The organism is Pseudostreptobacillus sp. (assembly GCF_977040545.1).
In genome coordinates this window covers 1-15,994 of the sequence record NZ_CDRRBS010000017.1, presented here as the reverse complement: position 1 = coordinate 15,994, position 15,994 = coordinate 1, and the positions used below count along the sequence as shown (strand labels likewise).

Below are 15,994 nucleotides of genomic sequence, written 5' to 3'. Positions count from 1 at the left end.
TATCAATGCTACCCCCCCCACTTTTTCTTATATTATCCTTAGAATATTATTTGTATAACATTTTATTTGATTAACTTTTTATAAGCCACTTCTTTATGCTATTTAAACAAACACTTTATTAATCAGTATTCGATTAGTTTGACTATTTTTGATTATATTTTTTTTACACTTTTTATATTTCTATATTAACATTATCACATAATTTTCTCTAAGATAGTTCTAAGAAAAAACAATGGATTTATTAATTAAAAAACATTGATAATTTTTGTTATAGAGATAAAATACATAAAAATAATTAATTCTTACCAAAAATTTATAGTAAATTTAAAAGGAACTACACTTATAAAATAAGATGTAATTCCTTAAATTATTGATTTTAAATTTTGTGTCCAGTTTGTTGGTACATGTTCTAATCTTATGTCCAATATTATGGGTGCAGTTCAATATTTATTTTCAATATACTATTTTTAATTTTTAAAATGTATACTTAACTCCTAAATTAATATTTTGAGTAGTTAAATTCTTATTACCATAACCAAACTTAATGCTTAATTTATCTGTTGGTGTATAATTTAAGTAAACATTTGTTCTAAATTCATTATCAGGCAATTTAACTGAACTAACTTCATTTTTAATATCCTCAAAAGAACTAGATTTTACTTTTAATCTTATAGTTGGATCAGTTAGCCATTTAATATATACTGTATTTAATCCTAAATCAAATTTATTACTTATTGTAAATTTAGAGTCTAATCCAAATCTTGCAGCAACCTTAGTGCTAGCTTGTGCATCATATTTAATACCTAATAAGCTATCTTCACTATCATATTTATTAAATACAAATGTATAAATATCCATTCCTACATAAGGTTTAACTTCTAAATTATTTAATGGATTAAATTTATATCCAAAGTTCAAATGTTCAGATACAGTAAATTGATTTTGATCATGTTCTTTTCTACTTTCATATAGATAATCTTTATATACTTTTTTAAATAAAGTATTTGTTGCAATAGTTGCATCAAACTCATAATTATCTTTAACGTATTTTATAATTCCACTTACACCTAAACTATTGAATTTAGTTGAAACTATATCATCTTGTGTATGATTACCATTTAAGAATTCTCCACCTAAGAAGAAGTTATAATCCCCTAATTTGTATCCAAGATTTATATTAACTCCATTTACACGAGAATTAATATCTAATCTATTTATACTATCTCTAGAAACATTAAATTCATTTACTAAATTTGTAAATAATGAAAACTTCTTATCCACTAACTTTTCATTTAACAACTTATTATTTTCATTTAATTTCAAACTAGAAACTGTATATCCAGCCGTTAATGAATCAGCAAGAGTTTCACCGTCTATAACTCTTGTATCTTTAAATGTAGCATAAAGTATTGTATCTAGAGCCTCTTCTACTTTATCAAATCTATAATGACTTGAAGTAGGTTTAGGTTTATTTTCATTTTCTTTTTTATCTATTTCTTCAGCTCTTTTTTCAGCTTCTTTATTCAATTTATCTCTTATTTCTTTTAATTTTTCTTCTATTTCATTTACGAAAGCTGGTCTATCATTTCCAGGTCTTTTATCTTCTGCTGGTTTTTCAAGTCCTCCTAATATTATTTTACCAGTTAATGTTTTATCCTTATATTCAAGAGAGAATGATAGTAGTTCACTTATAGGGTAAACTCCTAATTTTACTCTAGTTAATACTTCATCTTGATTAGCTTTTGCTTCAAATACTTTTATCTCTTTTTTACCAAAAGGCTTTGTACTTAAAACATTAGATATCCCTCTTGATTTAAATACATCTAATGTAAAGTTATCTGTACGACTTAAATCTATACTTGCTATACTTAATAGTGATATAGGTGAAACATAAGTTTTAGACCCCATAACAGGTGTATATTTACCAGCTACAATATCATTATCAGAATATGAATAAAGTTCTCCATAGTTTACAATATTAGCTAAAATTCCTTTTTGATCTTTCTTAAGGCTATGTGTAACATATTCATTATTGATATCTAATTTTAATTTAGCACCTTTTTCAACTGTAATATTTGATTTCATTCCTCCTCTTACAATCAATGTACCATCTTCAACTTTAGTATCTCCAGTATATGTATTATCTCCATCTAAAATTAAAGTTCCTTTACCTTTTTTAGTAAGTCCTGCATCACGGAATAATTCTCTTTCTTCAAATGATAATTTTTCTATAAATGAATTAACTTTTTCTTGGAATAATTTTCTTGCCTCATCTTCATTTGCAGCTTTATTAATTTGATCAACTTCTTCCTTAGTAAATTGTCCACGACTTACCATATATCTTGTAATATCAAAAGCACCTGCTATATTATTACCAAATACAGATGTACCACTAGTAACATTAGCTATAAAGTTTTCTTCTCCAACTTCATGAGTTAAAGCCTTAACAAATCTTGCAGGCCCTTTCACTGCTGAATTTTTATCTAAAATACCCCAACCAATATTTTCATCTACACCATAAATTCCTGTAGCAAGCCCATTACTAGCTTCTATATAGTCATCTTTAGCTGTAGTTAATAGAGTTTGTTTTATTTGATGAGCACTCATCCAAGGGAAGGTTTTTTGAACTAAAGATCCAACAGCTGTAACACGTGGTGCAGCAAAACTTGAACCAAAGTTTATACGATATTTATAGTCGTCTTCTATTTTATTACCTTGATTATCAACATCAGTAACATATATATATTCACCAGGTGCAGCCATAGCCCACAGTTTTGAACTTCCAGCACGAGTTAATGAAAATACATTACCTTTATGTCCATTTCTAGAAGCGTAGGCTTCTATATACATAATTTGATCTTCTATTTCTCTTCTATATTCAACAGGGTATTTATCTGGATTTTTTCTAATTTCATTTAACTCTTTAACAAGAGATATATAGTTATCATACATTCCTGTTGTTAAATTCTTGTTTTTCAAAGCAGGAATAGCAGCACTACCCACACCATAACCTAAGAAATTATTAGTAGAATTTGTTCCATATACACTCATCTTACTTGCTAAACCTACTACATTTATCATATTCTTTCTATATGAATAATCATACTTATAGTCTTGTCCATTTTCTCTAGCATCTTTAGCACCTAAGTAGTTTATAATACTAGGAACTGAGGCAAAATCATTATTAAATTTCAAATCAGGACTTTGTATTAATATTTTTTCTCCATTAGCTTTAAAATTAGTTAAATCTACACGCCCACTATTATATGTATTTCCCATAGCTCTTACCATTAATATATCATGATTTGCTGCAGAAAATTCTTTAGCATTTTTAATAGATGCTTCTGTTAAAACCATTTTATATCTAACTAATTTATCAAAATCTTCTTTTGTTATCTCTTTTTTATTCTTAAAGTAATCGTACAATTCTAATGTATCAAATGTTTCACTTCTACCTTTAGATACGAATTCTACCCCTTTTTCTTTTTCAACTTTAAGCCAAGATTGTATTAAAAATCTGTATAAAGAATTTGAATTATAGAAATCAGCTGCTTTTTGTTTTTGCTCATCACTCATATTATCTAATTGAATGTAGTCATCATAATTCAAGTCTCCACCATAAGACATATTTATTAGCTTAATATTCTTATTTTCATCTAAAATTTTAGGAAGATATTGTCCTACTTTTCCTCCACTTACACCTCTACCATCAGCTTGCCCTATAGCTAAAACACTAAAATTAATATCTGTATAAGGTATTTTATCTGATTCTTTAATATTTTTAACTTTAAGAGCTTGAGATACTACAAAATCATAATATTCTTTTAAATATTTAGCTTTTTCTTCATCTGTTAATTTTCTCTCAGCTCTACCAAACTCTTTAACCTTACCTTCTATCGCAGGTTTTAAAAGTTTATTCATTTTTTTAACAATTTCTTCTTTAATAACTAAAAACTCAGTTTTATCAGGATTATCTAACACTAACTTATTTAATGCTGATTCTAATAATTCTTTAAGTTTTTCATCACTTACTTTATTTGAAGCATTTACTTTATTTCCTTCATTTCCTATAGCGTGCATCTGATTTGCTACCCACCAAGTATCAGCGTGATAACTTAACTCATCTATCATAGCACCTATTACAGTAGCACCATGAGTTTTTTCAAGTAAAGCATACTTTCTATCATATCCTGTTAATTTTTCATCAACAAATTTAAATTTAGGATCTGTATAATATGGTGATTGTCTATATGTTCTTTTTTCTATTTCAGGCGTTATATCAAAGAATGAATTATCAGCTATTGCTACTGTTGGTCCATTAAAGTCAACAAAAACATTATCTTCCTTAGAATATATTACCTTACCATTTTTTATTATTTCTCTTGCTACTCTATGTTTACCTACTGTAGGTTTACTTGGATCTTCATCCAAAATTCTAGTATTAAATACTAATTCATCTTCAAAGTTTTTTGCTTTAGAATCATCTGTTCTAAATTGTAATCTTGATGTTTTATACTCATCAAATCCACCTAGTATACTCTTACCATCAGCACTAAATTTAAGAGATGTTTTATTTAAGTCTGTTAATAATTCTTCATAATTATTAGAATAATCTTCTAATTTTTCTCCAAAAGAAACTGTTTTTTTAATAAATTGGTCACGTTCTGAAGCTATTCCATTAACACGAACTCTAACTAAAACTTCTTTTTCTCCAACCATATCATCAAGATCTAAATATTTATTAAACTTAGTCTCTTTAGGTAAAATTTCAAGTAAACTTACTCCCTCTTCTTTTTTATTATATCCATTAACAACACTTAATTCTATTCTGTTATTATCTAAATTTTTCTTTAAATCCTTATATCTTGCTATATCTGGATAATATTTATTAAATACATCTTTTACAGGATCTAATTCTTTTATTGGTTTATCAATTTTTATAGTTTTTTCTTCACCTGTATCTAAACTTTTTAAAGTTACATATACATATTTTTTAGTTAAATCTACTACAGTTTTACTATTAATCATTTTAGGTACATTAGCATTTGTTCCATCATATTTAGGGTTAGCTACTTTACCTATAGTAATACTATATTTATCATCACTTAAATCAGGATATTCACCATACTCTTTATCTGTCTCTTTATATGTTTTACTATCATAAAAAACACGAGTTCTATAGATTATAGTTTCAGAATCTATATAATCTCCATCAAGTTGTTCACCCTTATATACATAATCTCCTCTAATATCAAAATTCTCACTAGTATATTCTGTTGTATAATTTTCTAAATTATCATTTTCTTTTTTTAATACTACAACTTCAGCTTTTTTCCCAAAAGCTTGCTTATTCTCTTCTTTATTATTTACAGAACTACAACTAGTTAAAGCTACTAATCCTAGTGTTATCTTTAAAATGTTATTTATCTTCATTAAAAATATCCTCCTACCATGTATAATTTAACTCAAATCCAAATTTTGTAGATATTTTTCTTAGTATAAACTCTTTATCTTTTGGACCATAAGTTCCTTCATCACTTCTTTTAGTATCTGTTATTTTATTAATAACTTTCTTAGATATATTTATTGGAAGTTCTACTTTACCTGTAAATGATAATTTATCTGTAAAATCATACTTTAAAGATGTAGTAGGTGTTATTTCAATTTTACCTCCTATATTATTTACAAAATTATCTTGTGTTGAAGTTTGAAGATCTATTCTTTTTTCTTCATCATCTTCCTTAGTATTTCTAAGTTTTGATTTTTTCTCTTTAGTTAAAGCTATTAAATCAAGTTCAAATTTCGTGTCAACTCCTGATTTTAAAGTAAATTTATCAAAGTTTTTAGTATAATTTAGCCCTACACCTGCAACATATCTTTGAATAAATAGAAGTAAATCCCCTTTAATATTATATGGTCTTGAATGTGCATCATTTATCCTATTTATATCTAAATCTCCTTTGAATATATATCCTGGTGTTAAATAAAACTTAGAAACTCCTGTTGGCTTAGGTTCTGGTTTAGGCTTAGGAAAACTTATTTCTGGATAATCATTAGGATTTTTTGGTGCGTCAGGTTGTTTTGGAATTTCATCCTTAGGTATGTATGGCACTTTACCTCCATCTAATATATATCCTTTTTCATACTCATGACTAAATCCTATTTTTGTTGATATATCAAGTTTTTCATTTTCAGAATCTATAACCTTATACATCAAACTAGCTTTAAGTCCATAATTACCTTTTAAAGTATCAAGATAAATTCTTTTTTGAACATCACTTATAGTAGTTAGTTCCAACTTGTTTTCTCCATCAACTTTAACATTAAACTTATCATTTAAATTATATTCTAAATTAGCCTTTTGTTCAAAATTACCAGTTATTTTAAGAATCGTATTTTTATGTAATTTAAATTCAGTTTTATTTAATAATGAAACATTTGCTTTTAATTTGTCTTTAGAATATGTTGCTTCAAAATTAATTTCTGGAGTGTGATTGTTTATTAAATATTCTGATTTATATACACCTTTAGTTAAAGGAATAACTAATTCCCCACTGTATTTTAAATTAGGAACTAATTTAAAATCATTTAACACATATTCTTTAGATAAATCTAAAATATATTTAGGTTTAATATTAGCCCATAGCTCATAATTATTACTATTCAAATAATTTACAGTTTCATATTTAGAAGAAAGTAAAATTGTATTTGATAATTTAACTCCTAAAATGTCTTGATTAGATTTTCCTTCTACATCAAAAAATAGTCTATGATTAGCTATATCTGTCTTATCATAGAAATTAGTCCCTGCTATTAGATATCCATGATCTTTAAAATTAGCTGTTAAGCTATATTTATCTCCTTTATTATCAAAAGTATATTTAGTATCAAATTCTTGTCTATATCTTCTTACAAAATTATTAAGAAAAGCGAATTGCTCATTATCCTCATTTTCTTTTTCTTCTTTATATGGCATTGCAAAAGATCTAAGATTTAAATTAAAGTTATGTTTAAACTCTAATTTTTGATTTTCACTAATATCATAATTCAAACTAGATACATTTTTAAATGTAGGGTATCCCTTCTTATATTTAACAATATTATTTGCATAATATTCTGTATCTAATCCTAATTTTAATGTATTTATAGGTTTGAAATAAAGAGCTGCATTAAACTTAGTGTCCCCTCCTAAATATTTTTTATCTCCATCTATATATTCATAATCAAAAGTATCTTCATCTAGTATTTCAGACCCATTTCTTATACTTTTTCTAGCATAGTTATCTAAATAATATTCAAATCCTAAATTTGAACCAAACTTTGAATTTTCCTTATTATTGTCCCATTTAACAAATACCTTACCTTGAAGGTCATGATTCAAGCTCTTTTTTTCTCTTATTTTATTATATTGTTCATTATCACTATCATTAACTAAAATATTTACTCTTGATGATTTAAAATTACCACCAAAACTTATACCTGTTTCCTTATCTGATAATTTTAAATCAACAAGTCCCAAATTATATCCTGCATTAGAAAAATAGAAACCTTTTTCATCTACCTTAGTTTCTTTATCATCTTCTTGTGATTTAAAATTAATATCTAAATCTCCTTTTACCTTTAAATCTCCATCTAAAGATAAGCTAACTGTACTCAATAACAATATTGCATTTAAAAGAAATATGTTTTTTTTCATACATTCTCCCTTCTTTTTTATGTTAATAATTAAAATTCTAACATAAAACACATATTTATTTCAATGATAATTCTAAGTTTTTTCTATATATTTTATTTATGGTTGCTATATATATTATTTATATTTTTACTAAGATTTTTAAATTATATCACTCCATATTAAAAAATATTTACTTTTAATATAAATTATTTTTTACATAAAGACAAATAAAAAATCCCTCTATATTTTAGAGAGATTTTTTATTTTAAATAGGTTTTACTTTGTATAATATTCTTTTGTTTTATCAACTATTTCAGTATAACTTAATCCTTCAGGATTAACTTCTCCTAAATAACTAACTTCTAATTTATACGGTCTTGGAAACTTCATATATCTTGAAAACGCTTTAAATCCACCATTTATCTTAACACAAGTTATAGGTATATTTAATTCTTTAGCAATTATTGCAAAAGATTTTTTAAATTCTGTAATATTTCCATCCTTAGTTCTAGTACCTTCTGGGAATATCAATACATTTTTACCATCTTTTAAAACTCCTGCTACTGATTCTATAGTTTCTTTAATATTATTTTCAATATCTAATAACAATACATTAGAATTATTAGCTACAAATTTCATAAATGCAGATTTAAAATACCAATCTATAGCTAATGAGTGAGTCTTTTTAAGTATTTTATTATTTATTAAAAGACTAAGAGCTAATACATCTAAAAAGCTTTCGTGATTGGATACAAATATTTGAGGTTTATCCGTAATTTTTTTAGATCCCTTAATTGAAATTCTAAAGTAAAGTTTAAATAACAACCATATTACTGGTTTTATCAATGTAATTAATATACCATCTTTAATACTAATTTTTGGAGCATTTTCTATAATTCTTGTCCATTCGTTACCACCTTCTTGAGTATTTTCTGTATTACCCTTTTCAGTAATTAAATTAGATAACTTATTTAAACTTAAATTATTTCTAAACTCTTGTTCTTCAAGTTTTAATCCGTATGTTGTTTCTATGAATGTTCTTAACTCTATTTGATCTAAAGAATCTAAACCAAATTCTATTTCTAAATCTTTATCAGGATGTGGATATTTACCCTTCATATTAAATATAAACTTCTTCAATTTTAAATATTCAGGTGTATCTGGTTCATCAAATTTAACTTCATCCTTAACTTCATCTTGAGAGTTATATATATCCTTAAGCATAAATCTACGAGTTTTACCTATACGTGTTTTAGGTAATTCATTCTCAGTTATTCTATAATCTAATATTTTCTCATAGTTATGAACAGAAGCATTATAGAACTCAACAACATCTTTAATATGAGCATGTATATTAGAAACATTCTTATTTCTCACTTCTTCCTTATCTATTACTATCAATGCTGAAAGTTTATCATTATTTCCAAATATACCTAATTCTTTAATTATTCCATCACCTTTTTCAAGTAGTTTAAATTCAAGTTTTTCAGGATCAACATTCTTACCATTAGAAAGAACTATCATAGCATTCTTACGTCCTATTATGCTAATATATCCATCCTTATCCATCTCTACTAAATCACCTGTTTTAAACCAACCATCTTCAGTTATGACCTCTTTTGTTTTTTCTGGTTTATTATAGTACCCCTTCATAACAACAGGACCCTTAACCCATAATTCTTCTTCAACTATCTTTATTTCAACATTTTCAACTGGAAGACCTACAGTTCCAACTTTTTTTCCATGTTCTGGAGTAGAAGCTGCTATTAAAGGAGATGTTTCTGTTAGACCATATCCTTCTGAATACTTAAATCCTATAGTATCAAAAAACTCTATCATTTCAGGATTAGATTTTGCCCCTCCTGCTAAGAAATCACGTATATGACCTCCAAATTTATCATGAGCTTTTTTAAATATTAATTTTGAAAAAGTTGGACTTTTTAATTTATTAGCAATTTTATAAATCGTTCTTGTGATCCATTTAGAATCTATTGTATCTTTTAATGCTTTATAGAATAAATAATAAACTCTAGGAACAAGTATTAACATAGTTACTCTATTTCTTTCTAATGCAGTAAGTATATCTTTACTTGAAAGTTTTTCAACTAATACTACTGATAATTGTGTTTCATGATACATTATTATTAAATTAGTTATCATAAGTGGTAGTATATGATGAAAAGGTAGTACAGCTATCAATTGATCATCTTCCTTAATATCCTTAACAGATTTTATAGAATCAATTTGACTTAATATATTTCCATAACTAAGCATTACACCTTTAGGATTCCCAGTAGTTCCTGAAGTATATAGCATAACAGCTGTATCATCCCATTCTGGATGATTAGTAATTCTATCACATTTTTTTATTTCTTCTAATTTAGAAGTATCTACCTTAAATTCATCTACATTAAATAATTTAATATCTTTGTTTAGCTCTTCTATAGCTTTTTTAGCTACCTCTATTGTTGTATTAGATACAAAAATAGATTCTGCATCTGAATCTTCTAAAAAATATTTTAATTCATCCACACTAGATGAGGCATCTATAGTTATAGGAATAGAACCTATATCCCATATAGCATAAAAAGCATATATCCATTCTTTTCTATTTTCAAACATTAATATATTAAATGATTTTTTTCTATCTGTATGTACAAAATATTTAGAGTAGTATTTAACATTATTTACTAACTCTTCATGAGTTATATGATTATTTTCAAAATCTACTATAGCAAGTTTATCTGATTTTTTTAAAAACATATATTCCCCTTTCTTTTATGTATTGTCTATATTATATATCTTTTTCATAATTTTTACAAGTATTAAATTTTTTTGACACATTTAAACAAATATCCAATATTATGAAATTTAAAAACTACACCACTAATCTTCTATAAAAGATTTTGGGTGTAGCTCTCACCCTTTTATTTTTTCCCACATTTATTTAAGTGTATATCTAAAGCTTGTAAAGATATTCTTATCTCTGCTAGTGAATATATAAGAGATAATATCATTAGCAAAAGACTTATGGCAAATATAGCTCCACCTAATATATTAAAAGATAAAAATATAAACAACATTGAAAAAACACAAAGAAGTAAACTAAAAACTCCTAAATATTGCATTTTCCTAATATATATCATTCTTAATTTTAAATTTTTTATTTGTTCTGACTCATATTCATCTATAGTACACACATTCATATTTCTAATTATTGAAGCTAGTGCTAAAAATCTATTAGTGTATGCTAGTAATAATAATGAAATAGCTGGAAACATTACAGCCGGTGTTGTAATATCTAAAACCACAATCAATTCACCTACCCTACTATAACCTCTGCAACTTCTTCAGGTGTTATACCTGCAAAATATCTTGATAAATTAATACTATTAAGAACTTTTAAAACATCTTCTCTTTCATATTTAACACCTTTTAAAATATCTTCAACAGCAGAAACATCTTCTATTCCAAAGAAATCTCCATATATTTTAATGTTATCTATCTTAGATTCTATAACATTTGCATATATTTCTATTTTACCTTTTTCAAATTTATGAGATCTTGTAATATTATACTCTGGAGATTTTCCATAATTCCAATCCCAATTACCAAATTTTTCTTTACGAGATTTTTCTATTTCCTTAATATCTTCTTCATTAAATTTATATTCATGAATTTCTGGATATTCTTTTTTCATATATTCTAATAATAAATCTCTAAATTGTATAACATCTATTTTTTCAGGTAATTCATTTACTATATTTGTAACTCTTGCTCTAACTGATTTAACTCCTTTAGATTCTATTTTATCTTTAGAAACTTTTAAAGCTTTAGCTAAAACTGAAAGATCTACATCAAATAATAAACACCCATGATGCATAATTCTTCCATTAATATATGCTTGAGCATTACCACAGAATTTTTTACCATCTATTTCTAAATCATTTCTTCCAGTAAATTCTGCCTTAACTCCTAAACTTTCTAAAGTTTTTATTACTGGTATAGAAAAACTTTTAAAATCAAATGCTTTATCTTCACTTTCTTTAGAAATTATTGTGTAATTCAAATTGTTATAATCGTGATAAACTGCTCCACCTCCACTAATTCTTCTTACAACTTCTATACCATTTTCCTTAACATAATCTCTATTAATTTCTTCTATGGTATTTTGATGTCTACCTACTATTATAGAAGGTTTATTAATCCATAACATAAAAATCATATCTTCATCTAATAATTTCTTGAAAGCATACTCTTCTGATGCTATGTTAAAAGCTGTTTCATTTGTATCACTAATAATGTAAATCATATCTTTATCTCCTTTTACTCTTTTTAAATATTATACCATATTTTTTTATTCTTGTATCACTTAATTTTAATTTTATTTGCTATTTCATATTATGTAATTTTTATATATTCATATTATGTATATCTTAATATATAAAAAATTTTTAAAATAAATTTGACTTTTTTCACTTTTAAGTTTAAAATAACAAAGTAGTTTTAATAGCTATAGATTTAAGATTTAGGAGGTATGCGATGAGCAAAATGAAAGCTGCTAGATGGCATAAAAGAGGAGATGTAAGAGTTGAAGAAATAGATGTACCTGTATTACAACACGATGAGCAAATTAAAGTTGCTATTAAATATTGTGGTATATGTGGAAGTGACTTACACGAATTTTTAGGAGGTCCAATATTTATTCCTACAACAACTCCACACCCTTATACAAAAGAAGTTGCACCTATAACAATGGGACACGAATTTTCAGGAGAAGTTGTAGAAGTTGGTAAAGGTGTTACTAAATTCAAAGTTGGAGATAGAGTAACTATAGAGCCAATATTTGCAAAAAATGGTTTAAAAGGAAAATATAACTTAGATCCAAACTTAACATTCATAGGACTTGGAGGAGGTGGAGGTGGATTCTCAGAATTCGTTGTAGTTAATGAGGATCAAGCTCACAAATTACCAGATTCTATAGATTATGAACAAGCTGCTTTAACTGAACCATCAGCTGTTGCACTTTACGCAGTTCGTCAAAGTAAATTTAGAACTGGAGATACTGTTGCAGTATTCGGTTGTGGTCCTATAGGATTATTAATAATAGATGCATTACGTGCAGGAGGGGCTACTAAAATATTTGCAGTAGAACTTTCACCAGAAAGACAAGCTAAAGCTAAAGAATTAGGTGCTATTATAATAGACCCTTCAAAAGTAAACCCAGTTGAAGAAATAGTAAAATTAACTAACGGTGGAGTAAATGTTTCTTATGAAGTAACAGGAGTACCTGTTGTATTAAAACAATCTATGGAAGTTGTTGAAAAAGATGGAGAAGCTATGATAGTAAGTATTTGGGAAGGTGAAGCTTCTATAAATCCTAACGAAATAGTAATTCAAGAAAAAACTGTTAAAGGAGTTATCGCATACCGTGATGTATTCCCAAGTGTACTTGAATTAATGACTCAAGGATACTTCTCTAAAGATTTATTAGTTACAAAACACATCAAATTAGATGATATAGTTGAAGAAGGATTCAATGCATTAGTTAAAGAAAAAAATCAAGTTAAAATACTTGTTTCACCTAAATAAATAGAAAAAAGGTAAAATAAAAATATGTACCGACAAACTGGACAGAAAAAATGAAAACAGTTTGTTGGTACATGTTCTATCAAAGTTAGCTCACACCTAACTTTTTTTATTTTTTATGTACTAAAATTTTCTAATTTCACAAAATTTAAAGTACATTTTTTTTCTTAAATTAAATTTTTGAAGCAATCATTTTTAATTTATTAATACTCCTAAGAGTACATTAATTTGTTTATTTATTTCTCAAAGATTTTATAACTATATATAATACTAAAGAGATAATTCCTATAATTATATATATATAGTTTAATTTTAAATAATTATGTAAATGTATAAGAGCTCTAATAAAGAAAACAATAAAAACACTCCAATATAATATAATCATATATTTATTCTTTTTCATAAATCCTCCCGAACACAATATTCTTTAGCTACAATAAACACTCTTACAAATAACATATTTTTCTACTTTTTTTAACAATAAAAAGCTATCTCCTTTTTATCCTAGCGATGTTATATTATCAATGATTTTTTTGACTATATTTTATTATAAAAAAAATTATTATTTTTTGCAAATATTTTTTTCAACTAATTTTGTAAGACTTACTATTTTAATTTATGGTTAGCTAACGCCTAACTTTTTTATTTGATTGTTTTAAAATTATATGATATAATACTGATGAAAAATATGATTAAGCATTAAAAAGTTAGTTCGCACCTAACTTTTTTTTATTTTAAAATTTATGATATAATAAAAAAGGCAACTATGAACTGCACCTCCAATCTTGTGTCCAAGATTATGGGTGCAGTTCAGTGCGAAACCCTTTTTTTATTTTCTAAATTTTTTAACTCAAGGTTTAAAATTTATTTTTCTTGATTTTTTTATATTTATAATTATAATCTTAAATTTTAATCTATTTCAAAATTTATTTTTCACTTCTAACAAATTTAACATTTCTTATAATTAAAAAATTAATTATAGAAATAATAAGTGTCATCAATATTAAAATCAAAACATCCTTATTGAAGTTTAAAAATAGCATAGCTTCCCTTAATCCAGCCAACTGATATGTTAAAGGATTTAAGTAGGCAATCATCTTTATAGTTCCACCTACATCAGATAAAACATAATATGCAGGTGCACTAAAATAAATAGGTAATAGTAATACATTTACTATTAAATCTCTAATCTTATAATTCGGTATCTTTATTGCAATAAGTATACCTAAATTAACCCAAAATAAAGTTATTACAATAATAATAAAATAACCTACAATTAAATTTAAAACAGATATTTTATTAGTAAATTTTGTAAATAATAATAGTATAGGTATTTGTATATTTATACCTACAAGTGCATAAAATGATTTAGAAAGTGTATAAGAAAAAATATTAATACCATTTATTAATTTCAAATGTAATAATCCCCACTTATTATCAATAACTGTTCTATATATTACATTAGTTATTTCTCCTACACAAATTATTCCAATTAATCCAGTTAAAGCATATCGTTCATATTCTAATTCTCTTCCTTGATAATTTAAAATACCTATTGTTTTAGATAGTCCTTTAACAAAAAATATATAATAAACTATAGGAAAAATTAAATTAGAGTACAAAGCTGACTTATTTTGTAACAATGCTTTATATTCAAACCACAATCCATATTTCAATCCTTTTAAAAAAGATTTTTTTTCTTTTATTTTCTCAAAATTATTCATTAGCAAACTCCTCTAGCATTCTTCCTCTTAATGTTCCATTTTTAATAAATTCTTCCATCAAACCATCAAAAATTATTTCTCCATCACTTATATAAATAATTCTTTTACAAAATTTTTGCATAAGTTCTAGATCGTGAGAAGAAACTATAACTATTTTTTCATTTTCTACTTCTTTTTTTAGATACTTCATTATATTTTCACTAGAATATACATCTAATCCTGTAGTAGGTTCATCTAAAATATATACTTTGGGATTTTTTAAAAATGCTCTTGCTATTTGAACTCTTTGCAATTGTCCACCTGATAATTCTTCTATAAAATCTCTTAATTTATCTTTTAATTCTAATAATTCTACAATTTGATTAAATAATTTTTCATCTTTAGTATCACTAAAAATTTCTTCCATTCTTATATTATCTTCTACATTCAAATACCAATCAATAACCTGTTTTTGAGATACATAAGCAATGTCCTTATATGTATAATTAAAATAAATTTCCCCATCAAAATCTTTAATTCCAACCAATGTATTTAAAAAAGTTGTTTTACCTGCTCCATTTTGACCTAATAAAGCAATAAATTCCCCATTATTTACTTTTAAATTTATATTTTTTATTCCTTTTTTATTATTATAGTATGAATTTAAAGATTTTATTTCAATATCGTTCATATTCTATACTCCTATATTATATATAATCAACATATTTAACATACATCACTTATATTCTAAAAATAAAATAACATAAACTACCTCCTTTTAATATATTAATACCTCATATTTTTCTTTTGTCAATTTATTTTTTGCATTTTAAATCAAATAAATTAAAAAGAAATCACACCTAAATATGTGATTCCTTTATTTTATTTAAAATATTTTTTAAGAAACTTATCTATATATTCCCAATATTCTTTTTTATACATTCTTTCAGCTCTTACATGTTTTGCATCTTTAAATATATATATTTCTTTTTTTGAATTTATTTTACTATATATCTTTTCTGCATGA

General features: G+C 25.3%; 8 protein-coding genes. 1 reads left to right on the top strand and 7 read right to left on the bottom strand.

The features are described 5' to 3' along the window. Positions 1-474: 474 nt before the first annotated feature. The 5 genes from ACWYO2_RS01930 to ACWYO2_RS01910 all read right to left on the bottom strand — a co-directional run bounded on the left by ACWYO2_RS01930 (position 475) and on the right by ACWYO2_RS01910 (position 11,987). On the bottom strand, positions 475-5,433 hold the full coding sequence (locus ACWYO2_RS01930) for a S8 family serine peptidase (RefSeq protein WP_455514809.1): 4,959 nt from the start codon (positions 5,431-5,433) through the stop codon (positions 475-477). Between the two features lie 13 nt (positions 5,434-5,446). Then, entirely contained in the window at positions 5,447-7,696 is a 2,250-nt protein-coding gene (locus ACWYO2_RS01925; protein WP_455514808.1) for a hypothetical protein, read from the bottom strand. Between the two features lie 255 nt (positions 7,697-7,951). Beyond that, a complete protein-coding gene (locus ACWYO2_RS01920) occupies positions 7,952-10,438 on the bottom strand; it encodes an AMP-binding protein (protein WP_455514807.1) in 2,487 nt (828 codons plus the stop codon). 164 nt (positions 10,439-10,602) lie between these two features. Further along, positions 10,603-10,986, bottom strand: coding sequence for a DUF2721 domain-containing protein (locus ACWYO2_RS01915; protein WP_455514806.1), 384 nt, complete (start codon positions 10,984-10,986; stop codon positions 10,603-10,605). 11 nt (positions 10,987-10,997) lie between these two features. After that, positions 10,998-11,987: a lipoate--protein ligase gene (locus ACWYO2_RS01910; RefSeq protein ID WP_455514805.1), complete on the bottom strand. Its 990-nt coding sequence runs from the start codon at positions 11,985-11,987 to the stop codon at positions 10,998-11,000. 230 nt (positions 11,988-12,217) lie between these two features. Here ACWYO2_RS01910 and ACWYO2_RS01905 point away from each other — a divergent pair, with 230 nt between their 5' ends. After that, on the top strand, positions 12,218-13,267 hold the full coding sequence (locus tag ACWYO2_RS01905; protein WP_455514804.1) for a 2,3-butanediol dehydrogenase: 1,050 nt from the start codon (positions 12,218-12,220) through the stop codon (positions 13,265-13,267). 923 nt (positions 13,268-14,190) lie between these two features. Here ACWYO2_RS01905 and ACWYO2_RS01900 read toward each other — a convergent pair. Further along, entirely contained in the window at positions 14,191-14,988 is a 798-nt protein-coding gene (locus ACWYO2_RS01900; protein ID WP_455514803.1) for an ABC transporter permease, read from the bottom strand. Next, on the bottom strand, positions 14,981-15,658 hold the full coding sequence (locus ACWYO2_RS01895; RefSeq protein ID WP_455514802.1) for an ABC transporter ATP-binding protein: 678 nt from the start codon (positions 15,656-15,658) through the stop codon (positions 14,981-14,983). Before ACWYO2_RS01895 ends, ACWYO2_RS01900 begins: the two co-directional genes overlap by 8 nt. Between the last annotated feature and the right edge of the window lie 336 nt (positions 15,659-15,994).